This is a genomic window from Nocardia cyriacigeorgica NBRC 100375 (assembly GCF_000308555.1).
In the GTDB taxonomy this organism is placed as follows: domain Bacteria; phylum Actinomycetota; class Actinomycetes; order Mycobacteriales; family Mycobacteriaceae; genus Nocardia; species Nocardia cyriacigeorgica.
Genome location: NZ_BAFY01000188.1, coordinates 1 through 25,095, shown reverse-complemented (window position 1 = coordinate 25,095; position 25,095 = coordinate 1). Strand labels below are relative to the sequence as shown.

Genomic DNA, 25,095 nt, shown 5'->3' with positions numbered 1-25,095 from the left:
TCAACGCTTCGAACGCGCGCCGCTACCGGCTCATGCTCGACCCGCCCGGAGCCGGTTTCGTGCAGGTCGGCAGTGACGGAGGCTTGCTGGACCGGCCGATCCGGCACGATCACCTCGATATCTCGCCGGCCGAACGTTTCGACGTGATCATCGATTTCGGCGCTTACCCGCCCGGCACCTCTGTCCGGTTACGCAATGCCCTCGACACCGGACCGGCTGCCGACATCATGCGCTTCGACGTCACCGGCCCGCTCCGGCGCGACGACACTACCGTCCCCGACCGGCTCGCCCCCGTCGAGCGCCTGGATCCGGCCACCGCCGTCGCCGAACGCACCTTCCTGTTCCAACTGGGCCCGCACGGGTGGTCGATCAACGGCGCACCGTACGAACCGGGCCGCGCCCTCGCCAATCCGCGCCTCGGCACCGTCGAGATCTGGCGCTTCATCACCGATTTCCAACGTCCACCTCGACCCGTTCCAGGTGATCTCCCGCAACAACCGCCCGCCCGGCCCCTTCGACGCGGGCTGGAAAGACACCGTCGACGTCCGCCCCGCCGAGGCCGTCGAGGTCGCGGTCCGTTTCACCGACTACCCCGGCCCGTTCATGCTGCACTGCCACAATCTCGAACACGAGGACATGGCGATGATGGCCGACTTCGTGGTGACGTAGTTGCGCCGCCCCGCGGCGCGACCGATGAATTTCCGGCTCCCGACCGGTCAGAGCTCGTGACACCCTAGGAAAGGACACTGCGATGGCGGAGCTTCTCGTCGACTTCATCACCTCGCTCGACGGCTACGCATCGGGCCAGGGTTGGCCCGGTTTCTGGGGCCTCGAGGGCCCGGAGTACCTCGCGTGGCTCGGCGAGCAGCCCAAGGTCACCTACCTGATGGGAGCCAATACCTACCGCCTGATGTCGGGCTTCGCCGCCGGCCAGGTCCCTGACGGCCAAGACGAGTTCCGGCCCGAAGAAGAGGCCTCCGTCGACGAGCTCACCCAGGCGACCAAGCTGGTGTTCTCCTCCACCCTCGAGGAGCCACTCACCTGGGCCAACTCCACTCTGATCCGCGACGACGCCGTCGAGGCCGTTCGCGCGATGAAGGCGAACGGCTCCGGCATCCTCAGCACGATCGGCAGCCTCAGCCTGAGCCGCTCCCTACTGCGAGCCGGCCTCGTCGACCGCTTCCGCGTCGTGATGTTCCCGGTGATCACCGGGGCCACCGGCGAAGAACGCATCTACGACGGCTATCCGGATGTCGCCCTCGACATGATCGACCACCGCACCTTCGACGGCCGCACTCAACTGGTCGAGTACAAGCCCCGCGTGCTCGAGCACCCGCCGCTGGGTGGGCCTGCGTGAGGTCGCTGTGCTCGCCGGGCCGGTTCCTCATTCATGACCTGCACGAACAACGCACTTGCGCTTTGAACGCCGCTCATCGCCTGTCGCTGCGGCCGAGTCGGACCGCCCCGGCAGGTCGCGCCGGCCCCGGCTCAGGTTGCCGCCTTCTTGCCTCGGGCGCCGAGTGCATCCAGTTCGTCGAGGACGAGAGGGAGGCTGGCCACGACTTCCCGCACGGTCCGATCGTCGCGGGTTCCGCCCCTGAACTGCTGGTGCCACGGAACCGCTCGATGCTCGTGTGGGGGCGAGCCCGCGTCTCCCATAGCTCCTCTGAACTCGGAATTACAGGGCGCTTATTCCTAGTTTTATCTCAAACTCGGAATAGCGGACGTCCTAATCCGACTTCTCGGGGCAACGATGCCGCGCCTCGGGCCCGCTCGAAGGTCTGTCGCCAAGATGCGCGGTGATCAGCTGGTCCTATGTCTGAGCATTGCCTGAGCGCCTGCGTTGGGCAGGATGCTCAGTAGGTCGGCCAGTTGCCCGGCGTCATGAGCTCGAGGAGGTGCTCGTCGGGATCGCGGAAGTAGATACTGCGCCCGCCACGTGCCCAGTCGGTCCGGCCTTCGATCGGGATGTCGTGCGCGTCCAGGTGAGCTTCCCATTCGGTCAACTGATCCTCGGAGACGGCGAAGCACACATGGAGCCGACCGCTGCCGTCATGCGGTGGGATCTCGCCTTTCGGCAGACCCGGTCCGGGCAGAACCTTCGGTTCGAGCGAACCACCGCGGCGGAACAACAGCAGTACATTGTCGCCACCGACATCGAACGCGCACAACGGATCAGCGTCGAGTATCGGTTTCAGCTGCAACACATCGATATAGAACGCGCGGGCACGATCGAGGTCGTCGACGTACAGCGCGGATTCGATGATCCGGTCGAGTTTCGGCACAGTTCGCTTCCCTTCTCCAGTACGAATGTCGGGAACCATCGTGCAACTTCAAGTCGGCTTTAAGTCCAGGGTGGCGTGCGTCACAAAGCGCGGCGCGTTGATCAGGTCGAGCCGAGACCCCACGCGGTCCCGGCGCTCGACCTCTTCCCCCTGGCAAACGAAACGTCGCGGATGTCGCCTGTTAGCAGCACACCTTGTTGTGAGTTTGCGGTGGGCACCTCCCTCGGACCCATCACGCCCGGCGCCGGAGCGGCGCCGCCGGTCTGCTACGTAGGTTATATTCGCTGACGACACAAAGGTATTCGATCGGCGCGGGTACGCAAGACGCCCAAAAACCAGGAGCCGAGGTGGTTTTGCAGTCGGGGGATGAGTTCGGCGGGTTCGTCATCGATCGACCTCTCGGTTCGGGCGGGATGGGCGTGGTGTATCTCGCTCGCCATCCACGGCTGGAACGTCGTGTGGCGCTGAAGGTCCTCAACGATGTCTTGGCCACCGATCCGAAAGCGCGTATCGCCTTCGAGCGGGAAGTAACGCTGGCGGCACGCTTCGACCATCCCAATATCGTTGCCGTCTACGATCGCAGCGACCCCGGCGATCCCGATCTGTGGCTGTCGATGCAGTACATCAGCGGCGGGGACGCCAACGCCCTGCTCGCGGCGGCCCCGGACGGTCTGGCCCCGGATCTGGCGGTGGAACTGATCGCCGACGCCGCGGACGCGTTGGATACCGCCCACGCCGCAGGCGTCCTGCACCGCGATGTGAAGCCGGCCAATCTGCTGATCGCGCCCGACCCACGCCGGCAGTACCGGGCGGTACTCACCGATTTCGGCATCGCTCGTGCACTCGACGAATCGGTGACGGCGTCCACGCTGGCCGTCACGTTCGCCTACGCGGCACCCGAACGATTTCTCGCTCAACCCTCCGAGCGCCGCACCGATGTCTACTCCCTCGGCTGCACACTGCATCACCTGCTCACCGGGCAGCGACCGTTTCCCCGTGATACGCACGCCGCCGTGATGGCCGCCCACCTGAACGATCCGCCGCCGCGGCCCAGTGTCTTACGCCCGGATCTGCCGGCCGCGCTCGATATGGTCATCGCCACCGCGCTGGCCAAACGACCCGCCGACAGGTATCGCTCCTGTGGTGAACTCGCCGCAGCGGCCCGCGCGGCGCTCGCGGGCACGCCGTCCGTCGCGGCCGGCATCACGGAAGCCGGTCCGACAGCCGGGGTTCCGGCACCGGTTTCGGCGCGTGCGCACACCGCGCCGCCTCCGCATCCACCTGACGCAACCACCGCACCTTCTCGCGACTCTCCATCGGCCTCCGGCTTACCGAGCCCCAGGCGGCGTCCGGAGAGGAGCTCACAGAGCTGGAGGGCCGGGGCGGCCGGTCGGCGGAAAGTCGCCTCGGGCGCCGCGGTGATCTTCGCGGTGCTGACGATCGTGGTCGCCGCGGCGATCTATCTCCCCGGCCTCATACCCAGCGATGGTGACTCCGCCGCGCAGCAACCACCTCCGCAGCCGACCACTTCCCAACCGACACAGATCCCCCCTGGTTTCGTGCCGCCGCCCATACGCCCGACTCCGTTACCCGATCCGGTCTATTGCCGGTACAAACCGGACGGCAAGGAACCACGAGTGAAGCGCCCGGACGATGGCCCGGTTTCTTCTAAAGGCACCGTCCGGGCGACGATCAACACCAATGCGGGAGCGATCCCGCTACTTCTCGACCGATCACTGGCGCCTTGCACAGTCAACAGTTTCATCAGCCTGGCCGAGCAGGGCGCGTTCGACCGAGTCCGCTGCGCCGGAGGGCGAGTGGAGTGGATTGCGTGCGGTAACAGCGAAAGCCCTGGTTATGACTTGGATTCCGAGGCTTTCATCGAGTTGCAATACCGTCGCGGCTATCTCATGATGAGTAGCCTTTCCTTCTTCGGCGCTACTTTCGACTTGCTCTTCGCCGACGGACAACTCAAACCGGAATACACGGTGTTCGGCACAATCTCCGACGAGGGGTTGAAGGTCATCGACAGCCTCATACCCCCGGACTACGACGGCCGAAGTGAGCGACTGAGCAACCTCGTCTTCAACAGCATCGACATCGAGGGCTGACTGCGTAACTGCTTCCTCCGGACCGGGTGATCCTGCCTGCACCCGACCACCTGCGCTCGCTCGAACTCAACGCGGTCATGGACGATACGTGCCGTAACTTTCGCCGCCGCTTCCCGGGCGGGAAGCGTATGTGCACCAGTCGGCCGCGTCGTTGGACGGGGCCACCAGGGTGTCGATGATCGGCCCGTGTAGCCACTCTGCCGCTCTACCTTCCTTCGCCACGAAATCCGACGTCGCTTGGACGTCTGCACCGATGGAAGCGAGGAGAACACCCAGGCCGGCGATCTCGCTGGAATTTGCTGATAACGTCTCGGTCATCGATATCCTCTGACTCGGTTCGTTCTACGTTGGCTGCAGGCCCTGGCCATCGGATCGGGCGGACGGATCCCGGCCAGGTTCCAGGTCTCAATTGGTGCCAAGTGATTCGCTCAGAATCTCGGTGATCGGACGGATCTCATCGCAGGGTGGGGGAGCCTGTACTGCCGGCAGCGTCATGATGCCCACCCGGAAGACCCCGTCGGTTGTTTCGACGGCGGCCGAGCAGGCGCCGGGATTCGCCGGAGTCCGATACAGCACCGCCGCACGCCCACCGATCGGTTCCGAGCTGAAAACCTCGTGAGCGGGGTTCTTCCGGATATCGTCGAGAGTCAAGTCGCTCGACGTCACCGAAACCGCGCTGGTGGGGAGGTTCTCGCCGTCGACAAGGGTTTCGCGCCAAAACTGGCAGCCGATTTCGGTGAAGATGCCGACACCTTCAGCGGTGGCTCTTTCGCGGGTCTCCGGGGTGAAGCCTGCCCTGGCCACCAGTCCGCGGTTCGGCGGAGGGCGTGGTGCACCTCAGCGCCAGTGCGGAAGCCGGAGAAGGGGGGTTCTCTCGATGGGTGGGAGTCCGTCGACGAGGCTACGCAGTCGGGTGTAGATGGCGCGCATCGCGGCCTTGTCGGGGATGTGCTGTCCGGCCGCTGCCTTCTCCAGGATTGTCAGTGTGTTCACCAGCCGGATCGTCCCTACGGCGCGACCACTGGACTGGAGTCGTTGCAGGCGGCTGATGTCAGCTGTTGCTGTGCGGGCTCCGGGGCCGTCGTCGATGAGAACCGTGACGGTCTCCCCGGCTTCCGCGGCGACGACTGCGTGCGCGATGACCATGGTCTCGCCCAGGTCTTTCGGGGACTGCACGCGTTGTTTCATGGGTTGGCGGGTGATTCTGTGCACCGCAGCGGCGAGTTCGGGCGTTTGGTCGTCGGAGAGCACCTGGATCCAGGTGGGTGTCAGTTTGCGCCAGACCGTAGCGGCGGCGCGGAACCGTGGATCGTGCCGTGACTTTCGCAAGATCTCGGTTTGGACGGTCTCCGGAGCGCTGATCCGGCCGAGGACGCCGATGAGCAAGCGTTCCTTGTTGATGGAGAAGAAGTTCAGGCCGGGCCCGGCGTCGATGATCGGCGGGTGGCTCACCTCGCATCCTTCGCTTCGGCCGCCGGATCATCGGATTCGTCGCCAGGGCTGTCGAGGGCTGCGTCCAGGGCGGCCAGGTCCACTTCGGCGTCGGGCAGTTCGGCAGCGTCGGACCAGGCGAGTGGATGTCCGGCGGGCTCGATACCTGCTTCGCGCAGCTCTTCCTGGGCGGCTTCCAGCGTGATACCCCGCAGGGTGGCGATCGCCTGCGCGGACAGCACTTCTTCTTCGTATGCCTTGATGGCTCGGGCGAGTAGCCGCTGGGGCGCCCGGCGTTGATCGGAGTCGGCCTGTAATGCGCGGTACTGGTCGGACCATCCGTAGCGGGCAGCCAATTGTGGTGCCGTCGACGCCATCCACTCGTGTTTGGTGGCCTCGTCGATGTATCCGGCCTGGTGCAGGGCGATCGCCGCGATCGGTGGTGACACCAGGAACCGCTGGACGACCTCGGAGAGCGTGGATCGGGTTGCCGTTTCCCGGTCGCCGAGGAACTCGCGGAGCCCCTCGATCGGTGCGAGCAGGTGGCGGGCGAAGGCGTCGGCGCGCACTTCCGTGGGTGTTCGATCACTCCAGTTGCCTGTGTGATCGTCTGCCCAATCCTGGAACAGCACATGGCCGAGCTCGTGGGCGAGCGTGCTGCGTTGCCGCATCGGGTTCCGGGTGCGTGCCACGCCGATGATCACGGCGTTGCGTACCGGGTCGCGCATCGTCAGCCCGTGCTCGTCCGGGCCTGCATCGAGTACGGCAACGTCGATCGCGGTCGCCTGTTCGATAATCGCGACCAGGTCGCCCAGGGGTTGTACGCCGAGTCGGTGTTCGCGGCGGAACCGGGCGGCGGCGTCGCGTCCTTCTGCCTCGTTGTTCACGGTTCCTACGCTGGGTCGGTGGTGGCGGGGATGGCTTGATCGTCGAGGTAGTCGTTCAATTCCAGGAAATGCAGCAGCGCTTCCCGCATGCGATCCATCTCGCAATCGTTGGTCGCCCGCGCCGCGCATCGGACCCGCTCGGCTACCGGCGCGGTCCCTGTGAGCTGGGCGACTGTGTGCCCTGTCGCCCAGCCGATCGCCACGATCTCCGGCATCTTCGCCGGCCTGTCCCCAGAGATGATCCGGGACAGGGTCGACTGCGAGATCCCGGTCGCGTCCGCCAGAGCGCGCTGACTCAACCCCGCGGCAACGCGAGCGCGTTCGATCCGTGCACCGGCCTCGTTCGTCACCGCCATCACCTCTGTCCGTCTTGAATCAAAAATGCCGACTATGATTCAGTCTAGCCCGCCGGAGCGGGTTCGACCAGGTTGGAGTCGGCCCGTTTGCCGCCACATGGCAGCGTCGGTGGCGTGGCGAGAGAGTTGTGGCCGATGTTGTCCGCTGCGAACATCAGGGCCACCAAATCGTCGCCGCGATCACCAGCAGTGGTAGTCCGATCGCGATGGCGAAACCGACCACTACCAGGGCGCTCATGGTGTGTCCTGCGTGGAGGTCCAGCGTGGGAAGCTGAGACGCGGTAGCACGGTTTCCACATCGCAGATGTCCAGTACGGCGTCGAGTTCGTGCGGGCCGAGGTGGTCGGGTGCCGGCAGGATCACCAGGTCGGCGCCGGCATTGCGTGCCTGGTCGGCCACGCGTAGCACCGAGTGTTCGCCGGGCCATACGAGGTGGTAGCCGAGGCGGTGTACGTGGTCGCGGTCGCTCTCGGGTGAGTCAGGAGCGCCAACGTCGCTGAATTACACCCGGGCCCAAGGCCGTGCGCGCATCACCAGGTCCCGATACGGGAGGCGCACGATCGGGTAAGTGGAAACGCCGATCGCCTGTTCGATGCCCTCGAGCTGTGTGGCTGCGTCCTCACTGTTGATGGTGAGGATCTCGGTTTCGGCGAAGGCGCCGACACCGGCGACAATATCGATACTTATGGTCGTGTCGTCATGGCCTGGACGACGATAGGTAGTACGTGCCTTCTCGACTCGTACAAGCTCGACCATTCCGATGGCATTGAGTAGTGCGTTAGCCGCGCCCGCCTGGTCGGGATCGGCGAGCTGAACGTTGGTTTCGCGCTTCGCGATGACGCCGTGCTCCGAGTGGGTGGCTGTGTTGGATGGTGGCTTGTAGGTGATTTCTGCCGATCCGCCGCGCTGCCGTACCCGCAGGCATTCGACGGTTTCCATGTAGTCGACGTCGGGTCGGCTGTAGTAGGTGTCGACTTCGGTCAGCGAACTGATCTCGCGGTAGCCGAGTTCGGCGAGACGGCAGCGCAGGGCTTCGCTGTCGGCGAGTTCTCGCTTGCGTTCGACCTCGATCAGGTCCATCCGGGATCATCCTTTCCAGTGAATTGCCGTGTGCAACCGAGCAAGTGTCGGTTTCGAGCAGATCGTTTGCAGGGTGCCGAGAGCGCGTTGCAGGGTTTCGGTGTCGCTGAGCGGGATGTTCTGGAACAGCACCATCTGCTTCGCGTCGACGAGCGGGTTCGATAGGCGGTGGGTGAGGAATCGGTTGTAGTAGCGCCGGTCGCGGGTGAACACATCATCGGTCGAGACCGGCATCAGGACCCGGTCTTGGGTGGGATGGGCGTTGATCGAGTGCACGGCGAACGCGGAAAGCAGCTCGTCGACGGTGAGGTAGGCGTAGGTTTCGCGGCCTTCTCGGGTCAGCCACGAATTCCAGGTTAGGACACAGTCGTCGGTGCCCTGTTCGGCTGCGGACATGAAGGCCATCAGGGCTACGTCGCTGACGGCGTCGAAGATATCTCCGTCGATCACGTGATGATCGTCGAACGGTTCACTCACCGCGAGGATGTTCGCCCGTTGTATCGCCGGCATGCGATCGGATTCCGTCAGGGTGTAGTGCACTCGTTTGTGGCCGGTCCGGAAGTCGATCCAGTCTCCGGACAGTGGTCCGTCGAGAACCGGCCGAAACCCGAGGATCCCGGAACGCCAGACATGGTCGCGGCAGGTGATGTAGTGCCGTTGTACCTCGCGGAACAGCCCGACCGGCGCTTCGATTACCGCGCACACCCGGGTGTCCAGTTCGCCTACGGGCACAATGCGCGAGTTCTGCCGGGCGACGACCTCGTCGTCGTGATGGTGATAGGGATGGGTGCCTTCCCGCAGGTAGTGCGGGACGAACATGCGCCAGAACTGCAACCAGGATTGTGAGCTGTAGGACTGCACGACCCGCTCGTGCAGGCTCGGCGCGGCGACGGCGTAGACGTCGCGGTAGACGAAGTAACCGTACGGGTGGAGCACGGTCGGCAGGGTCCGCATCAAGGTGTGCAGTCCGGAGTAGGCGCCACCGTAGGAGTAGACCTCGTGCATCAGGGCGGACGCGCTGATCACGTCGACCGGTTCGCGCAACAGTCGCCCGATGTCCTGAGCCCATCCGTGCACCAGCACGCACGACCCGACCGCGTTGAACCGCCCGATCGCGTCCGTGAGCGAGGTCGAGGAGACGCCGGGTGCCTCCACCAGTGTGAGTTGTACAGGGCGTGGCTCCTCGGCTGCCCGCGTCGCGAGGTAGTCGACGGCAGCGCCGCCACCCGGACCGATCTCGACGAGATGCGGTTCAGGCGATTCGACGCGTTGCAACGCCCGGTATACGAGTAGTCCCTTCTCGTCGCCGTGGTCGTTGGCGGCGACGTCGAGATAGGTCGCAGCCGACTTGTGCACATGCGCGAAGCGGTTCGGTGCTCCGATCATCACGGCCACCAGATCGATGCCGCGATCACCAGCAGTGGTAGCCCGATCGCGATGGCGAAACCGATCGCCACCGTGGCGCTCATGGACTCACCTTTGCGAACGCCCAGCGGGCGAAGCTGAGTCGGGGTACCACTGTTTCCACGTCGGCCACGTCCATTACCGCGTTGAGTTCGAGCGGGCTCAAGTGGTCGGGTGCCGGCAGGATCACCAGGTCGACCCCAGCGCTGCGTACCTGGTCGGCCACCCGGAGCACCGACCGTTCGTCGGGCCACACGAGGCGGTATCCGATGTGACGGGCGAGGCGGTGTATTTGGGCGCGATCCCATTCGGGTGCACGGCTGATGTCGTAGTCGATCCAGCCGAACGCGATCGAGTGGTTCATGGCGCCGCCTGGCTCGGCTGCGCGTGGCTACGGTCCGGGAGGTTGGCCCTGACGGGAGTTGTCGGGCGGGTGTTGTGTAGTTCGTGTCGTCCAGCGATCTGATCCAGAAGGGCAAGCACTGAAACCCCTTGTCTCGGTGTGGATTAGTTGAGCCAAAGACGGAACTGGCATCCGGTATGACAAGGCTCCCGCGACATACAGGGACGAAATAACCCAAGATTTGGGACACATAGGGACACTTTTCGGCTAAAACCGAGCCATGACGAACGAGCGGCTGCGGGGCGCAATGGCCAGCGCGAACCTGACGAAACATGCTCTGGCAGAGCGGCTTGGCGTCAGCACGAAAACCGTCGAGCGGTGGATCACCCAGGGCCGGTGTCCACACCCCGGTCTCCGCCTGAAGGCAGCCCGGGTCCTCGACTGCGACGAAACCTACCTCTGGCCGGAGTTGTTGGCCGGCCGTAGGTCCGCGGCTGCGTCTCTCTCGGAGCTGGTGCAGATTTGGCCGACCCGGCCCGAAGTGCCGCACGAGGTATGGCGCTCGCTCATGAAGCAAGCCGGCGACCACATCGACGTCTTGGTCTATGCAGGAGGGTTTCTGGTCGAGTCGCTGGACTTCGTGAACGTCGTCCGTGCCAAGGCGGGTGCTGGTGTACAGGTGCGGATCCTCGTGGGCGAAAGTGACGCACCGGAGGTCGTAGCACGGGGGCGTGAAGAAGGCTTGCCCTCGCTGGCGAAGCGGTGTGAGTCGACGCTGGAGTATCTTCGGGAAACGATGGACCTGCCGATGGTAGATATCCGGACGCATCGCACCACGCTGTACAACAGCATCTACCGATTCGGCGACTCGCTGCTGGTCAACACCCACAGCTACGGTGCGTACGCGTCGAAATCTCCGGTTCAGCACCTCCAGAAAGTCCCCGGCGGACGTCTCTTCGCCCACTACATGGATTCGTTCGAGGCTGTCTGGAAGACAGGTCGCACCGTAACCTGACCTCATGGGACGGCGCATCGACTACCACCAAGACCCCCACGCACCGGCCGCGAACAGTGTCCGCCCGAGCGCAGCCGCATTCGTCCGGAAAGGCGGGGAAGTCCTACTGATCTGCAGGTCCGACAACGGCAACTGGTCGATGCCGGGAGGCGCCCATGACCCAGGCGAATCCCTCAGTCGCACCGCTGTTCGCGAGACTCGAGAAGAGACGGGAGTGGATATCCGATTAACCGGCATTGTCGGCATCTTCACCGATCCGACCCACGTCATCCACTACACGAGCAACGACGAGGTCCGTCAGGAATTCACCGTTGTGTATCGCGGTGAGGCGATCGGTGGCCAACCCATAACGAGCAGCGAGAGCACACGCGTCGAGTGGGTGCCGGTCGAGCAGATCCCCGACTTGACGATGGACCGCAGCCAACGGAAGCGCATCGACTGGGCGCTGAACGAGAGTGAGCCTTATATCGATCCCGATGCGCGCTGAGCAGCTGCTCGCAGTCTCGGCTCCGCTTTAGTGATCGCAGTGTGAACGACGTTGCCCGGTTCGTAGCGACTCGAAATCTCAGCCAGCCGCTCGTCGACCGTGAAATCGCCCCCGTTCGGGCCTGTCGATAGGTCTGACCACCACAGGAAATCATCGGCCTTCTCGAGCCCAGCTACACCCGAGAGGTAGAACTCGTCGAATATTCCGGCGTCGAGACCTCGCACTTCCGCCTCGACCTCCGCTGCTGTGTGAAACGCGACCATATGGCATACAACCGGCGAATACCCGAGCGATCGCAGCAACCGGGCACCATCTATGGGATGAAAACCCAGGTCAGGATGCCCGTAGCCAACGTCATGCAGGTAGGCAGCCATAACCGCATCCCTACGAATGTTGGCCGGCAGCAGGTGCACTACGGATTCCATCCGACGTCCCACCGCGACTGAGTGAGCCCGACGCGATTCAGTCAGCGGAGCCAACAGGTCAACCACAGCCCGATCCACGGCCGCGATGGTACGCCTCGCCGCTCTCTGAAGCATCGGTTGGACTACGAGAACCGCACTCGATGCCTTCGGGCTTCAGTTGACTGACGGACCGAGGCAGGCCAGTGCTGCCACGGCCACGTGAAAACATGTTTGTTCGTCGCGTGGATCGGCGGCTAATGTTGCGAACATCCTCGCCCAAGGCGCACTGGCCACCGGATGAATGCGCCCGTTTCGGAGGGGGTAGCAGCCCGTTCGAGCCGGGCGCCGACACCCACCGATTCGAGATTGCCGAGGTTTCGATAACTGAGAAGTGTGGGCGCACGACGATAGCCTTACTCGACCTATCTCCCGCGGCCGCCCACGCCTCAGCCGACGCACTGCCCGGTCAACCGGCTGTGGTCCGATTCGGTGGCTCGCGACAAAGCTATCTCCAACGATCAAGGCGGTATCTCAGTCGGCATGAAGGGATGGTAGATCGCCACGATGTGCCGAGACGACTTGCGCGACCTGCGGCTGCGTGGCCTTGCTGAATGGTGTGCCCGCTTTCGTCTAGCGTCAAGGGTGGCTCTGGCGTCACTACGCAATGTGCTACGCCACCCTCGACCTTGGAGCCTCTACGCAAGAAAGGCAGGCCCTATGGGGCAAGGGGAAGCCAGCCCAGTAGGCGCAGACCACCACCCATCAGGCCATGCGTAGTCACTTTGTCGAAGGGTAGACAGTCCAGCATCATCCACTACCGTCGGTGTGAGCAGTGAGCACTGGATTCTTCCCGAAGCGTGCTGTCCAGCTCCCTAATTCGGTAGTCGGGCACCACACCCTCATTGGCCCAAGGGAACGCATGGGTTGGCGCCCGGGGGACGCCCTTGGGCGACACAGAGTGATCTTCAGGTGCACGCCTTTGCTTTCGTAACCCGGAAACCCCTCGACCTCTCGCTTGAGAACGCTTGGCCGGTAACCGCAGAAGTAGCCGAGGATTGCAATGACATCCACCAAAGGGCCATCATCCTGGTAGATACGTATGTGTTCCGATTTGCGGCCGACTACCCGCGTCCCATCACCGTTGATGACGCCTCGTAGTGTTGCTTCACGCTGCACTGCGGACATCTCGTTGATCATTTCCAGGAGTTGAGGGGCACTCTTCACATGCTCGATCCGGGCGCGACGAAGCAGGTCGCGGGCATAGGAATCGATGATCCGATAGCCTTTGCCGTTCCAGCGGCCATGCTCACCCAGGACCTCGGCTAGCCGTTGAACGCCGGCTGGCTTCGTCTGCCAGACGAACAAGGAGAAGTCCGCGACTGCGCCACGCGGGTAGCAAGCCCGCAACGGGTGCAACTCCTGGCACCGCTTGAGTTGGCGTGAATGGGAGCCGCATAACCCTCTGGCGCGCGCCGGATTGGTGCAGCCCTCGAACGCGCAGATGGCCCCGCCTTCCCACTGGCTGCCGTCTGTGAGCAGCCAACCCATCAATTCGGCCTCGTTCTCAGTGAGATCAAGTCCGGGCCCGGCAGCCATTTGGGCAGATGCTTGCCATGAGATGCCGCGTGTGGTGCCCGCAGTGGTTACCTTCGAGTACGTCCCACTCGCGTGATTCCAACGAATCCAACGGTGGCCAGGGGTGCTGCACACCGACCAGGACATGCTGGTGCTCTCTACGACCTCCTCGTTGTCGTAGGTATTGATGTCTGTGATCCCGGTCCATTCGGTGCGGTCCGTCTCGATGTTGAGACCGGGTGTCTCATCACCGGGAAGGATCTGGTCATACATGACCCAACCCCGCCTGGTGAGGATCGGCACGTCCAACGGAACCCCCGATATCAACAACGCGCTGTTGGCCAAACTGTGCTCCCTTACACAGAACACCCGGTACCCATCGTCCGAGACCCAAGCGAGTATGACCGACGCCACCGACACGAGCCGAAGGAGTCGAACGAGCCAGTCCGCGGGCCTACCTGAGGGCCGCGCCATAGCCCGTCGCCAGCGACGCAGTCCGCAGTCGGTTCGCAACAGATCCGGGATGGCCAGGTCGCCAACCGGCCGAACTACACCGCGGTAAACGCTGCGGCCGCTCGGGCTGCGCTCGACGAGCTGACCGAGCGGTGGGGCACCAGATGCGGGGCGATCGTGTGCCGCTGGAACAACGCGTGGGAGGAGTTCATTGTGTTCCTGGACTACGATTTCGAGATTAGGCGGGTGATCTGCTCGACGAATGCGATCGAGTCGTTGATTACCCCCGCTACCGGCGTCCGATCAAGGCCAGAGGACGTTCCCCACCGAGCAGGCCGCCCTTAATGCTTGTATCGGGTTCCTCGTTCGCTCGATCTGACCGGTGCCGGTCGGGAATGATAGAGGATGCGGTGGAAGCCTGCGGTCAACGCGTTCGCGATCACCTTGCCGCCCGTTGGCCCGACGCCCGAACCTACTGAGAGAAACTGCCGGAATCACCAAATTGTTGAATTGGAGTGGAACAGCGGGGCCAGGGCGGTGGTGAGGTCGTTGGCCTCGCGGACGGTGACTGTGGTGTCGAGGTAATGATCACCCCGAGAGCAGAGGCAACCAGCGATCCTGGTTGTCGGCCAACGGTTCTTCCAGCGGCAGTGGTACGAAGCGGCAGGCGAATGTGAGGCCGTGGTCGGCTCCTTCGCCGTCGACTTGGTGGAGCCAGGCGTCGGCTGTGTCGGGTTCGGCGTGCAGGTGGTAGAAGGTTGTTCGGCGGGGGAGGTTGGTGAGGGGGTGGGGGTGGTCGTCTACGGCGATTCGGTCGGCTATGGAGACGTTGGTCAGGCCGGTTTCTTCGGCTACTTCGCGGAGGACCGCTGTGTCGAGGGCTTCTCCAGGGTGTACGCCTCCCGCAGGGATCTGGGTTCCTGCTTCGGGGAGGCCGACGTGATCGAAGACGAGGAGTTGAGGGGTTGTGCGGTATCTGATGACGTAGGCGGCTACGCGGATTCTCGGATGGTGCACTGTGGCATCGTGCCCGAGTGGGGTTCCGGTCGGCGGACCTTCTTGCGGAGATATCGCCCGGACCAGCGATGACGCGCCCGTGCAACGACGCGAAATCCCACTATTGGGAACATCTCGACTGCACAATAGCCCGATGCGAACCTATACCCGTGCGCTGCCGGCGGCGATCGCCGCGGTGCTCGTCGTTTTCGCGCCTACTGTCGCGGCGGCCCCGGTGGTCGGCGGCTCGAATGATCAGGCTCCGTTTCCGGTGGCTCTGCAACCCGATGGGATTCAAGCGCGCGGGGCGGCGTTGGCGGAGGGGAATACCGGGTTGATCGTGTGGTCGCGGGAGGCGCACACGCGGGTTCCGGTGGCCAGTCTCACCAAGGTGATGACGGCGTTGGTGGTGTTGGAGGCGGGGGATTTGGAGCGAGCGGTGACGGTGCCGCAGGCGGCGATCGATGCGTCGGCGGCGCATGGGGGGAGTTCGGCGGGGCTGGTGGCCGGTGAGGTGCTCACGGCTCGGCAGTTGTTGTACGCGATGATGTTGCCTTCGGGGTGTGATGCGGCGTATGCGCTGGCGGAGGCGTTCGGGCCGGGGCGGGAGGCGTTCATCGGGAAGATGAACGCGATGGCGCATCGGCTGGGGATGGGGAACACGCACTTCACCGATCCCAGTGGGCTGCCCGTTCCGGGCGATTACTCCACCTATTCCACGCCCGCTGACATGGTGCGGATGGGGCATCACGCCATGGGCAATCCGGTTTTCCGGCAGATCGTGGGGACTCGGGTCCATCATCAGCCCGGTGGGCCGGCGAACCGGGCGCATGTCTGGGAGAACACGAACGACCTCTTGCATCGGTATCCGGGGACCACGGGTATCAAGACCGGCTCCACCAATGCGGCGGGGACCTGCTTGTTGTTCGAGGCGCAGCGGGGTGCGCAGCGGTTGATCGGGGTGGTGCTGCACAGCGCGCCGTTCGATCTGGATGCCGCTACTGCCGATGCCGAACGCATCATGAACTGGGGATTCCTGCCGGTCCTCAGTTCCATGTCGGCCGGCTGAGTTACATGTTGCGGGCTGGTACCTGGGGTGAATAACGGCCCGCGAGACGATGGGCTGAGGCGGGATTCGGCTCAGGTCGACCCGGGACGATCCGCGAAGATGCCGCGCAGCATCCCGGTCGCCTGGCCGATCTCGATGAGGTACCCGTCCGGGTCCCGCAGGTAGCAGCGGAGTTCGGCCTTGCGGTCGATGGGGTCGGTCATGAAGCGCGCTCCCTTGGCGGTGGCGGCGGCATGGAACTCGGCGATGTCGGCGACGCGGACGTTGAGGAAGGCCGATACCGGGTCGCCGGGCTCGGGCGGCGTCAGGGTGATGTCCGGTTTATCGGGGGTGGGCCCACCGCCGGGGTTCATGATGATCCAGCTGTTGGCCACCTTGACGATGGCCGGGTTCTCCTCGAGCACCACCTCGCCGCCGAAGATGTCGGCGTAGAACTGCCGAGAGACCGCCACGTCGCGCACCGTGAGGAAATGGGTGACGAGCAGCCCGCTCGTCGGTACGGGCCAGTCATCTGTACTCGGCATGGCTGCTCCTCTGCGCCGGTGCGCGACCGGGGTATCGGTCGAGCTCGCTTACGGTGGGCATTTCTCCGCATGTCCGGTCCAAACGTGGTCCGTGACGCCGATGCGCGACGCAGCCGCCACGTCACTGGGAAACAGTGTGCCGCCGAGTCGCGCGAAAATCCGCCGGAATGCTACCCACCAGCAACGATGAGGCATACATTCGATCTGTGAGGTGTGCTGTCCAGTAGTCGACCAGGCCGCTGTGAAGGGAGCCTTCATGAGTACCGCCGCGGAGCGGGCCGCTCAGCTGGATTTGGTGGCCAGGCTCCACTCCGCCTATCCCGAACTTCCCGATGCGCCGACACCGGATCTGCTCGACCACAAACGCCTGAAGGCGTATCTGAAGACCGTGCACGACGTCGGTGGTGAACCGGACGCGCCGATGAAGTTCGAGAACAAGCAGTACGAGGTGTGGGAGCACAACACCTATGTGATCTGTGAGGTGCTGGCCTGGCGGGGGATCTGGCTGTCGGAGGAGCGGCGCCGGATGGGCAACGTGGACGTCGGTCGGGCCATCTACCTGGGGCTTCCGTATTACGGGCGCTGGCTGCTTGCTGTCGCGCGGGTTCTCGTGGAGAAGCACCACATCGCGCTCGGTGAGTTGAGTGAGCGGATGGAGGAGGTTCGGGCGCGGTATGACGGCGGGCTCGCCGGGAAGGCGTTGGCGGCGCAGCCGAAGTTCGAAGGGGACGGGGCGCAGGTCGTACGCAACGAGCACCACATTCGTGCCGTCGGCAAGGGGGATCCGCAGGTGTTCGCGGGTCGGGCGGGAGAACCCGGCTTCCGAGTCGGTGATGCCGTGACCGTGCGCGATATGCCTGCGCTGCTGTATACGCGCACTCCGGAATACGTCCGCGGCGCCACCGGAGAGATCGCTTCGGTCGCCTACGAAAGCCCGGCCGCCGAGGACGAGACGTGGGACCGCCCGGACGCGAAACCCGAATGGTTCTACGTCGTTCGATTCGACCTTTCCGAACTGTGGGACGGCTACACCGGTACGGCGAACGACACCTTGCAGACCGAACTCCCCGAACGCTGGCTGAAGCACGCGGCGTAGGTGACTCGTTTCGGCTCCCCGCCAGAAAGGGATTCCATGTCCGACCACGACCACGAGCACGACCGCACCGTGGCGCCGATGGTGGACGAAGTCACCGACTTCGAAGTCCTGGAGATCGCGCTGCGCGAATTATGTATCGAGAAGGGCATTTTCACCGCCGAGGAGCATCGGCGCTTCACCGAGTTCGCCGAGCAGATCGGCCCGACTCCGGCCGCGCACCTCGTCGCCCGCGCCTGGCTCGATCCGGACTTCAAGAACCTCGCCCTCACCGAGCCGATGACGGCGAGCAAGGAAGTCGGGGTGGATTGGCTCGAACCCACCGGATTCGGAACACCCAGTGATTTCACCGCATTCGAGCTTCTCGAAGACACTCCGACCCTGCACCACGTGATCGTCTGCGCCCTGTGCTCGTGCTATCCACGACCGATTCTCGGCAATTCGCCCGAGTGGTATCGCACCCCGAATTATCGCCGGCGCATGGTGCGCTGGCCACGCCAGGTTCTCGCCGAGTTCGGGCTGTACCTGGGCGACGATGTGGCCATTCGAGTGCAGGATTCCAACCAGAAGCACCGCTTCATGGTGATGCCGGTGCGCCCGGAAGGCGCCGACGGATGGGATGAGGATCGGCTCGCCGAGATCGTCACCCGCGATTGCCTGATCGGCGTTGCGCTGCCCAAGCCCGGCGTCACCAGCAATGTCATCACCGAAACCCGGCCGGGGATCCATCCGGTGGACTGAGGGGAGACCCCAGCGTGAGTGCGGTAGACGAGCCCGAGATCGCGCCGTTGCGAAAGATCGTGGCGCGCAACCAGGTATGGCCGCGGATGGCGGCCGAGTACGGCGTCACCAATCTGGTTCCCCCGTGGAAGACGAGCCTGGACGGCATGTGCGATGCGCTCGATCGCGCCGCGGGCACACCGCCGGTACCGCACCTCGAGCAACGCCGTGCCGACGAGGACCGGCTCACCGCGACCCTCTACGCCGACCTGCCCTACCCGGAAAACCAGCTCGTCGCGCTGGCACACACCCTGGTCGCCCGCGGCGTCATCGACGAGGCCGAACTCCAGCAGCGCCTCGACGCCGTGCGGGCCAGGCTCGAAGCCTGATCCGCCGGTGCCACATCACCGAATGGGCACCGGCGGATCGACGGTCACAGCGGCAGCAGGTGATGCTTGCGCGGGTACCGGATGACCTGCTTGTCCCGCAGCAGATGCAGCGCCTTACGCAGCTCCAGGCGCGTCGCCGACGGCTCGATGACCGCATCGATATAGCCGCGTTCGGCGGCGATCCACGGGGTGGCGATGGTGGCGTTGTAGAAGTCGATCATCTGCTGACGGACCGCGGCGCGCTGATCGTCGGGGGTGGCGTCGAGGATCTTGCGCTGGGTCAGGCCGACGGCGCTCTCGGCGCCCATGACCGCGATGCGGGCGGTGGGCCAGGCCAGGTAGACGTCGCAGCCGAGCGCCTTGGCGCCCATCACCGCCCAGCCACCGCCGTAGGCCTTGCGGACCACCACCGTCACCTTGGGGACGGTGGCCTCCACGTACGCGAACAGGAAGCGGCCGCCGCGCTTGATGACGCCGACCTTCTCCTGTTCCACACCGGGCAGGAATCCGGGAGTGTCGACCACCAGCACCAGCGGGATCTCGAAGGCGTTGCAGATGTGGATGAAATGCGCGGCTTTGTCGCTGGCCTTGGCGTCGAGGGCGCCGGCGAGCACGGTCGGCTGGTTGGCGACAACGCCGACCGGGCGGCCGTCGACGCGGGCGAAACCGGTGATGAGGTTCTTCGTTGCGGCCGCGCCGATTTCGTGGAATTCGCCGTCGTCGAAGATCCGCACCAGCACGTCGTGCATGTCGTAGACGGCGTTGTCGGAGTCGGGGACGAGCGTGTTCAGCGACAGGTCGGATTCGGTGATCTCGGGCTCGAGGCCGGGGTTCACGATCGGCGGCTGCTCGACCGCGCTCGACGGCAAGTAGCTCAGGTAGTTGCGGACCCACGCGAAGGCGGCCGCCTCATCCTTGGCGACGTGGTGGATATTGCCGTAGGCGGCCTGGTTGTAGGCGCCGCCCAGCTCCTCCATGTCGACCTTTTCGCCGATGGCGTCCTCGATGATCTTGGGGCCGGTGACGAACATGTGCGCGCTCTCGGTGGCGACCACGACGTCGGTGCAGATCGGCTGATACACCGCGCCGGCCGCGCAGTTGCCGAGGATGAGCGAGACCATCGGCACCGCACCCGAGAGCGGTTCCATCTTGGTCGCCAGCTCGCCGTACCAGCGCAGCGAGGTGACGGCCTCCTGGACGCGCGCGCCGCCGGAGTCGTTGATGCCGACCAGCGGGCAGCCCATCTTGCCCGCCAGCTCCATGATCGCGGCGACCTTGCGGCCGAACATCTCGCCGATCGTGCCGCCATACACGGTCTGGTCATGGGAGAACACCGCGACCGGCCGGCCGTCGACCAGGCCGCGTCCGGTGACCACGCCGTCGCCGTAGAGGGCGTCCTTGTCATTGGGGTTGCGCACGAGTGCACCGAGCTCGACGAAGGTGCCCGGATCCAGCAGCATGTCGATGCGGTCGCGGGCCGACGGAATGCCCTTACGTGCGCGTTTGGCGGCCCCCGCCTCGCCGGCCGGTTCCTGCGCGATCTCGAGCTTCTTACGCAGATCGGCAAGTTTGTCGGCGGTAGTACTCATCGATAATCATCCAGTTTTATTCAGCAGGAACACCGCACCGTGATCGGGGGCTTTGACACCGTACCCGGCGGCGCCGGGCATCGGGGTTCCCAGGCGTGTGAGCTGCCGGGCGACGCTCATCGCGCCAGTGCGCGATGCAGGATGCGGTGGACGTAGTCGGGGTCGGCGGGAGCATTGTCGAGCAGCAGGGCCGTGCACAGTCCGTCGGTGGCGGCGACGACGGCCGCGATCGCGTCGGGGTCGTCGGTGAGGGTGGCGGCGAGCTCGGCGACGTCGGTTCGCCAGCGCAAGGCGACCGGCGCGAGTGCGGGGCGGCGGGCGGCGAGGGTGGACAGCTCGCGTTCGGCGAGCGCTCGCTCTCGGGCGGGGCCCGCGGATTCGACGATCAGCTCGGCCAGCCCGCGAAGCTTGTCGCCGGGGGCGTCCATGATCTCGCGGATGCGCGCGGTGTAGGTGTCGGCGACCGAGGACAGGGCCGCGACCAGCAGGTCGTCGAGGGTGGCGAAGTAGTAGGTGCTGAGGCTGGTGGTGATGCCTGCCTCTTTGGCGACGGTGCGGTGAGTGACGCCGGCGGCCCCGTCGCGGGTGACGACGGCGAGGGTGGCTTCGATGATCTCGGCGCGCCGCCTACTGCCCCTGGCCCTGCGCCCGTCGATCGGCTCGCTCGCGGTGTCCATGCTCCCCTCCTGCGGGCTCCGGGCCGGTCGGGCACATCGCCTCGGCGGCGTCGTCGTCATGATCGCCGCCGAGCGGACGGAGGTGCCCCAAGGTCGCCAGACAGACTACGGTCGCCGCCACGATGGCGACACCGGCGACGGCGGCGGCGACATTGACGCCGCTGGTGAACACCTCCCGCGCTGCCTGCACCGTCTCGGCCGGAACCTGATCGGCGACCGAGAGCGCCCCGGCCAGACTGTCGGTGACACGGCCGTCGACCGCCGCTGTGAGATTCGCGGGCGCGGTCATGCGGGCGGTGTAGAGCGCGGTGGTGAGACTGCCGAGGACCGCGACTCCCACAGCGAGGCCGAGTTCTTGGACCGTCTCCGACATGGCCGCGGCCGAACCGGACTGGGCGGCCGGGGTGGCGCCGACGACCATATCGGTGCCGAGGGCGGCGATCGCACCGAGTCCGAGGTAAACGAAGGCGAATCCGGCGACCACCAGCACGGTATCTCCGGTGCCCGCGACGGTCAGCAGTGCGTAGCCGATCACCGACAGGCCGAGTGTGGCCGCCATCAGCAGTCCGGGTCGTATCCGACGCGCCAGGAGTGGCGCTCCGATCGCCGCGGCGAACATCGCCAGCGCAGGCGGCCCCATCCACAACCCGGCGGTGAACGGCGTCATGCCTTCGACGAGCTGGAGATACTGGGTGACCAGGTACATCGTTCCGCCGACGCCGATCAATCCGATCAGCAGCACACCCAGCGCCGCGGAGAATGCCCGGTTCGCGAAGAGCGTGACGTCCAGCAGCGGCGCGGTCAGGCCCCGTTGACGTCGCACGAAAGCAGCTCCGGCCACCAGGCCGGCGAGCGCGAGCAACGCCGTGCCGAGATCGGGCCGATGGGCGGCGGCGTGTTTGACCGCGTAGATCACCGGAAGGATCGCGGCCAGCGACAGCGCGACGCTGACCGGATCGAGCCGCCCGCCGTGTGGATCGGCATGTTCGGGAAGCAGAATCGGCGCGAGGGCCACCACGATGGCGGCGACGGGAACGGCGAGCAGGAATGCCGCACCCCACCAGAAGGTGTCGACGAGCGCGCCGCCGATCACGGGTCCGGCGGCCATGCCGAGCGCGAACATCGTCGCCCAGATGCCGATCGCGACGGCGCGCCGCCGCGCGTTGCGGAAGATATTGGAGATCAACGACAGTGTGGAGGGCATGAGCGTCGCCCCGGCGACTCCGAGCAGGGCGCGCGCCACGATCAGCAGTTCGGCGTTCGGGGCGAAGGCGGCGAGGATCGATACCGCCGCGAAAGCCGTCGTTCCGATCACCAACAGGCGCCTGCGCCCGATCCGATCGCCGAGGGTTCCCATGGTGAGCAGGAATCCGGCGATGAAGAAGCCGTAGGCGCCCATGATCCACAGTGTCTGTGTCGCAGACGGATTCAGCGCCTCGGCCATTCTCGGCAGGACCAGATACAGCACGGTGACATCGAGGCCGAGCAGCATCGTCGGCAGCGCAAGCAGGCCAAGGCCCGCCCACTCGCGCGTGGCCGTACTTCGGATGTCGACTCGCGACACGGCACCCTCCCAGGTAGTTATTTGAACGGTAGTACAAGTTGTACCATCGTTCAAATATCATGGCGAGTGTGAACCTGTGTCATTTCCCGACTCGGTGACTTTTTCGGTCTCGGCGAACCCATCTCATCTGTTCGCGTGAGGATTTTCCGCCCGGACGGTGCTGTGCTGAACGTTGTGGCAACCCGGGGACCCGGGTCGGCCATGACCAAGAATGCTGACAGTAAGGGAAATGTCATGACTAGCACCAAGGTTCGCTCTGCCATAGCAGCAGCGGCGTGCGCGCCGTTGATCGCGATGGGCGCAGGGGTAGCGAGCGCGGCACCGGCCGCGGAGCCCGCTCCCGCACCAGTCGCACCGGTTCCGGTCGAAGTCCAGCCGGCCGTGCTGTCACCGTTCATCACCATCCCCGGCGCGTTCCTCGCCTGCGGGATTGTGCTGATCACGGTGCCGATCCTCTTCCCGGTGTGTGTCGTCTGATCCGACCGATGCCAGGACCGAGGGGACGTGAGGGCACTCTCGTACTCGGTTCGGGAGTGCCCCCCGATCTTCGGCCGACCACCTTTGGGAGAACCATGTTCGGCGGATTCCTTCTCGTGCTCGCGGCCGCCATCCTCGGCCTGGCGGGCACGACGATCGGGAGCGCCCAGGCGGCGCCCCCGGTAGTACTGGGCGGTGGGTCGGGCATCGTCTTCGACGACGGAGCGACCTGTTCGCTCGCCACCCTCGGCTGGGACGACACCGGCCGGATGGTCGGCTTCACCGCGGGCCACTGCAACCAGCCGGGGGCCGGCGTCTCCGCCGAATCGAATCCGGAAGCGGGTCCGGTCGGCACCATCGACTATGTCAACAAGGAGCTCGACTACGCCGTGATCCGCTTCGACGCGGACAAAGTGATTCCGGTGAACCGGGTCGGCGCGACCACGATCACCGAAGTCGGTCTGCCCGCGCAATTCCCGGCGATCGCGTGCAAGCAAGGGCGCACGACCGGGCAGACATGCGGACTGGTGTACGGGGACGTGTTCGATACCGCGACCTGGACGCTGACGCAGATTTGTGTGCTCGTCGGTGATTCCGGAGGGCCCGTGGTCGTCGGCACGACGTTGGTGGCTCTGGTCAACGGATATGTATCCGTTCCGTGCCTCGGCCCGCATGTGGGTGTCAATTTCACCCGGATTCTCGACGACGTCGCCATGCGCGGCGGATCGGGAACCGGTTTCCGTCCGGTGTGAGCCGCCGGAAATCACTGCGCGGCAATAGCGCTCGACAACAACAGGCGCACCAGCTCCGCCTGGCGGTGCGTGCCGGTCTTGACGAAGATGTGCTGTAGGTGGGTGCGCGCGGTGAACAGCGACACCGAGAGCTGATCGGCCACGGCGGGCAATCCGTCGCCGCGGATGACTCCCATGGCGACCATCGTCTCGGCCTCGGTGAGCCCGTACAGATCGTGCAGGGCCCGCGGCTGCGGCTCCAGATCGTGATCGGGATCCACCACCAGCAGCAAGACCGCGCGCGGCCGGGGCGAGGGGGCGCCGGGCATTCCGTCGAGCGGAGTGACGCGGACGATCAGCGGCCGCCTGCCCGACGGACGAGTGATCGCGACATTGCCGCTGGAACCGTCGGGGTCGGCGGCCTCGCGGATGAGCCTGCTCAATCGGGCGTGATTGGCCGACGGGCTGGCCCGCAGGCGTCCGGAACTGTCGGCGGCCAGGCCGTCGCTGTCTCCGGTGATATCCATGGCGGCGGAGTTGGCGAAGATCACCGCGGCGTCCGCGGTGACGATCATGATCCCGTATCGCGCCTTCTCGAGGGTCGCGAGGGCGACGGCGCGTTCGCGGGTCAGCTCGATCAAGGTCGACTGATTGCGCAATGCCCGCCCGAGGTGCGGCACCAGGACGCTCAGTAGCGCTCGGCCCGCCGAATGACGGGCGGTGTCGACCTGCGCGGGCATGGTCAGGCAGATCCAGGCGGGCGGTACCGCACTGTCGAGGCGGGCGAGGAAACTGTTGGCCAGGCCGTCCGGATCGGCGCGGCCACCGTCGCCGCCGTCGCGTGGAGGTAGCACTTCATCGCTGGTGACGGGCGCGCCGGAGGGCAGCTGCTGGATGCGGTCAGCGGCGCGGACGATGTGCTCGTGGATTCCCGGCGTGAGTTCGGCGCCCGCGGCGGTGACGACGAATCCGCTGCCGGCCGGCTCCGGGATGACGAGCAGTCCGCGGATGGCGCCGAAAGCAGCGGTCATCGCACCGAGCGCGCTGTCCCATCGGGTCGGGTCGGCGCCGGCGTCGTGGATCGCGGTGACCAGATCCGAGAATCGCTGGAGCGCGATCGACGTCGTGGCTCCTCCGCGACCGGAGAAAGCGGTGACGGCGGAGGTCATCTGATCATCGCCGCCGAAGTGGATTTCCGAGAATTCGTTTTGTCAGCCATAGTCGAGAAACATCCTCGAATCACAACGATGAAACCCCCGCGGCGGTACGGCGCCGGACCACCCTCGGTCGAAATCTACCAACTTCCAGAGTGATTCGGAGCGCTATCGACGGGGTATCTGCCATGTGGACGGATACGAGATCAATTCGGACCGGCGGTATCGAAAACGCTGACGATATTCTCCTGCGTACCGAAACGGACATTCGAGAAGAATTG

At 65.2% G+C, this 25,095-nt stretch carries 29 protein-coding genes and 1 pseudogene; 12 read left to right on the top strand and 18 right to left on the bottom strand.

Translation table 11 applies throughout. The features are described 5' to 3' along the window. Positions 1 to 195 precede the first annotated feature (195 nt). Positions 196 to 669 (top strand): multicopper oxidase domain-containing protein, encoded by a 474-nt coding sequence (locus RJ05_RS32385; protein WP_255220944.1) that lies wholly within the window; start codon positions 196 to 198, stop codon positions 667 to 669. Positions 670 to 751: 82 nt separating this feature from the next. Beyond that, entirely contained in the window at positions 752 to 1,357 is a 606-nt protein-coding gene (locus RJ05_RS18330; RefSeq protein ID WP_036538824.1) for a dihydrofolate reductase family protein, read from the top strand. A 499-nt stretch (positions 1,358 to 1,856) separates the two neighbouring features. Here RJ05_RS18330 and RJ05_RS18325 read toward each other — a convergent pair whose 3' ends face one another. Beyond that, positions 1,857 to 2,285 (bottom strand): VOC family protein, encoded by a 429-nt coding sequence (locus RJ05_RS18325; RefSeq protein WP_036538823.1) that lies wholly within the window; start codon positions 2,283 to 2,285, stop codon positions 1,857 to 1,859. Between the two features lie 347 nt (positions 2,286 to 2,632). Between RJ05_RS18325 and RJ05_RS29435 the strand changes: the two genes are divergently transcribed. Further along, a complete protein-coding gene (locus RJ05_RS29435) occupies positions 2,633 to 4,396 on the top strand; it encodes a protein kinase domain-containing protein (protein WP_138445746.1) in 1,764 nt (587 codons plus the stop codon). Positions 4,397 to 4,471: 75 nt separating this feature from the next. On the opposite strand, the gene RJ05_RS30980 is transcribed toward RJ05_RS29435, so the two are convergent. The 9 genes from RJ05_RS30980 to RJ05_RS18280 form a co-directional block, all read right to left on the bottom strand. Further along, the gene (locus tag RJ05_RS30980) at positions 4,472 to 4,714 is read right to left on the bottom strand and encodes a hypothetical protein (RefSeq protein WP_138445745.1); all 243 of its coding nucleotides are present in this window, start codon (positions 4,712 to 4,714) and stop codon (positions 4,472 to 4,474) included. A gap of 87 nt (positions 4,715 to 4,801) precedes the next feature. Next, the gene (locus tag RJ05_RS18315) at positions 4,802 to 5,200 is read right to left on the bottom strand and encodes a DUF3558 family protein (RefSeq protein ID WP_036538821.1); all 399 of its coding nucleotides are present in this window, start codon (positions 5,198 to 5,200) and stop codon (positions 4,802 to 4,804) included. 33 nt (positions 5,201 to 5,233) lie between these two features. Continuing rightward, positions 5,234 to 5,848: a PIN domain-containing protein gene (locus RJ05_RS18310; protein WP_036538819.1), complete on the bottom strand. Its 615-nt coding sequence runs from the start codon at positions 5,846 to 5,848 to the stop codon at positions 5,234 to 5,236. Further along, positions 5,845 to 6,714, bottom strand: coding sequence for an ImmA/IrrE family metallo-endopeptidase (locus RJ05_RS18305; protein ID WP_036538817.1), 870 nt, complete (start codon positions 6,712 to 6,714; stop codon positions 5,845 to 5,847). Before RJ05_RS18305 ends, RJ05_RS18310 begins: the two co-directional genes overlap by 4 nt. 5 nt (positions 6,715 to 6,719) lie before the next feature. Beyond that, on the bottom strand, positions 6,720 to 7,064 hold the full coding sequence (locus tag RJ05_RS18300; RefSeq protein ID WP_232052171.1) for a helix-turn-helix domain-containing protein: 345 nt from the start codon (positions 7,062 to 7,064) through the stop codon (positions 6,720 to 6,722). A gap of 240 nt (positions 7,065 to 7,304) precedes the next feature. Next, complete coding sequence (locus RJ05_RS18295; protein WP_174343947.1) at positions 7,305 to 7,469, bottom strand: hypothetical protein; 165 nt, start codon at positions 7,467 to 7,469, stop codon at positions 7,305 to 7,307. 102 nt (positions 7,470 to 7,571) lie between these two features. After that, positions 7,572 to 8,150, bottom strand: a complete 579-nt coding sequence (gene cyaB, locus RJ05_RS18290; protein WP_036538814.1) for a class IV adenylate cyclase — start codon at positions 8,148 to 8,150, stop codon at positions 7,572 to 7,574. A gap of 6 nt (positions 8,151 to 8,156) precedes the next feature. Then, positions 8,157 to 9,536, bottom strand: a complete 1,380-nt coding sequence (locus RJ05_RS18285; protein ID WP_036538892.1) for a hypothetical protein — start codon at positions 9,534 to 9,536, stop codon at positions 8,157 to 8,159. 79 nt (positions 9,537 to 9,615) lie between these two features. Then, a complete protein-coding gene (locus RJ05_RS18280; protein WP_036538813.1) occupies positions 9,616 to 9,918 on the bottom strand; it encodes a hypothetical protein in 303 nt (100 codons plus the stop codon). A 259-nt stretch (positions 9,919 to 10,177) separates the two neighbouring features. Here RJ05_RS18280 and RJ05_RS18275 point away from each other — a divergent pair, with 259 nt between their 5' ends. Then, on the top strand, positions 10,178 to 10,912 hold the full coding sequence (locus RJ05_RS18275) for a helix-turn-helix domain-containing protein (RefSeq protein ID WP_036538811.1): 735 nt from the start codon (positions 10,178 to 10,180) through the stop codon (positions 10,910 to 10,912). Between the two features lie 4 nt (positions 10,913 to 10,916). After that, positions 10,917 to 11,399: an NUDIX hydrolase gene (locus tag RJ05_RS18270; protein WP_036538810.1), complete on the top strand. Its 483-nt coding sequence runs from the start codon at positions 10,917 to 10,919 to the stop codon at positions 11,397 to 11,399. Here RJ05_RS18270 and RJ05_RS30075 read toward each other — a convergent pair. Both RJ05_RS30075 and RJ05_RS18265 read right to left on the bottom strand, forming a co-directional pair. Beyond that, complete coding sequence (locus tag RJ05_RS30075; protein WP_081597401.1) at positions 11,375 to 11,938, bottom strand: HD domain-containing protein; 564 nt, start codon at positions 11,936 to 11,938, stop codon at positions 11,375 to 11,377. The two genes, RJ05_RS18270 and RJ05_RS30075, sit on opposite strands and share 25 nt — an antisense overlap. Positions 11,939 to 12,610: 672 nt before the next feature. Next, complete coding sequence (locus RJ05_RS18265) at positions 12,611 to 13,723, bottom strand: hypothetical protein (protein WP_130917443.1); 1,113 nt, start codon at positions 13,721 to 13,723, stop codon at positions 12,611 to 12,613. A gap of 195 nt (positions 13,724 to 13,918) precedes the next feature. Here RJ05_RS18265 and RJ05_RS30070 point away from each other — a divergent pair. Beyond that, positions 13,919 to 14,302: pseudogene (locus RJ05_RS30070) on the top strand (transposase); the annotation flags it as partial. Positions 14,303 to 14,419: 117 nt separating this feature from the next. On the opposite strand, the gene RJ05_RS30065 reads toward RJ05_RS30070, so the two are convergent. Continuing rightward, entirely contained in the window at positions 14,420 to 14,848 is a 429-nt protein-coding gene (locus RJ05_RS30065; RefSeq protein WP_085996234.1) for an NUDIX hydrolase, read from the bottom strand. 133 nt (positions 14,849 to 14,981) lie between these two features. On the opposite strand from RJ05_RS30065, the gene RJ05_RS18255 reads away from it, so the two are divergent. Next, positions 14,982 to 15,896 carry a D-alanyl-D-alanine carboxypeptidase family protein gene (locus tag RJ05_RS18255; RefSeq protein WP_051016694.1) on the top strand — a complete coding sequence of 305 codons (915 nt, stop codon included), beginning with the start codon at positions 14,982 to 14,984 and terminating at the stop codon, positions 15,894 to 15,896. 71 nt (positions 15,897 to 15,967) lie between these two features. Here RJ05_RS18255 and RJ05_RS18250 read toward each other — a convergent pair whose 3' ends face one another. After that, positions 15,968 to 16,420: a VOC family protein gene (locus tag RJ05_RS18250; protein WP_036538805.1), complete on the bottom strand. Its 453-nt coding sequence runs from the start codon at positions 16,418 to 16,420 to the stop codon at positions 15,968 to 15,970. 256 nt (positions 16,421 to 16,676) lie between these two features. On the opposite strand from RJ05_RS18250, the gene RJ05_RS18245 reads away from it, so the two are divergent. The 3 genes from RJ05_RS18245 (at position 16,677) to RJ05_RS18235 (ending at position 18,622) form a co-directional block, all read left to right on the top strand. Next, entirely contained in the window at positions 16,677 to 17,516 is an 840-nt protein-coding gene (locus tag RJ05_RS18245; protein WP_036538803.1) for an SH3-like domain-containing protein, read from the top strand. A gap of 36 nt (positions 17,517 to 17,552) precedes the next feature. After that, entirely contained in the window at positions 17,553 to 18,254 is a 702-nt protein-coding gene (gene scnC, locus RJ05_RS18240) for a thiocyanate hydrolase subunit gamma (protein ID WP_036538802.1), read from the top strand. Between the two features lie 86 nt (positions 18,255 to 18,340). Then, positions 18,341 to 18,622: an SH3-like domain-containing protein gene (locus tag RJ05_RS18235; RefSeq protein ID WP_228788966.1), complete on the top strand. Its 282-nt coding sequence runs from the start codon at positions 18,341 to 18,343 to the stop codon at positions 18,620 to 18,622. Between the two features lie 44 nt (positions 18,623 to 18,666). Here RJ05_RS18235 and RJ05_RS18230 read toward each other — a convergent pair whose 3' ends face one another. From RJ05_RS18230 to RJ05_RS18220, 3 genes are all read right to left on the bottom strand, one after another. Continuing rightward, entirely contained in the window at positions 18,667 to 20,211 is a 1,545-nt protein-coding gene (locus RJ05_RS18230; RefSeq protein WP_036538799.1) for an acyl-CoA carboxylase subunit beta, read from the bottom strand. A gap of 116 nt (positions 20,212 to 20,327) precedes the next feature. Beyond that, the gene (locus RJ05_RS18225) at positions 20,328 to 20,888 is read right to left on the bottom strand and encodes a TetR/AcrR family transcriptional regulator (protein WP_036538797.1); all 561 of its coding nucleotides are present in this window, start codon (positions 20,886 to 20,888) and stop codon (positions 20,328 to 20,330) included. Beyond that, positions 20,839 to 22,452: an MFS transporter gene (locus RJ05_RS18220; protein WP_249040579.1), complete on the bottom strand. Its 1,614-nt coding sequence runs from the start codon at positions 22,450 to 22,452 to the stop codon at positions 20,839 to 20,841. The genes RJ05_RS18225 and RJ05_RS18220 overlap by 50 nt, the downstream gene beginning before the upstream one ends. Before the next feature lie 234 nt (positions 22,453 to 22,686). Here RJ05_RS18220 and RJ05_RS30975 point away from each other — a divergent pair, with 234 nt between their 5' ends. Together RJ05_RS30975 and RJ05_RS18210 are read left to right on the top strand one after the other, a co-directional pair. Then, positions 22,687 to 22,929, top strand: coding sequence for a hypothetical protein (locus tag RJ05_RS30975; protein WP_138445744.1), 243 nt, complete (start codon positions 22,687 to 22,689; stop codon positions 22,927 to 22,929). Positions 22,930 to 23,024: 95 nt separating this feature from the next. Continuing rightward, entirely contained in the window at positions 23,025 to 23,681 is a 657-nt protein-coding gene (locus tag RJ05_RS18210; protein ID WP_036538794.1) for a chymotrypsin family serine protease, read from the top strand. Between the two features lie 11 nt (positions 23,682 to 23,692). Here RJ05_RS18210 and RJ05_RS18205 read toward each other — a convergent pair whose 3' ends face one another. After that, positions 23,693 to 24,829, bottom strand: a complete 1,137-nt coding sequence (locus RJ05_RS18205; protein WP_036538793.1) for a helix-turn-helix transcriptional regulator — start codon at positions 24,827 to 24,829, stop codon at positions 23,693 to 23,695. Positions 24,830 to 25,095 lie beyond the last annotated feature (266 nt).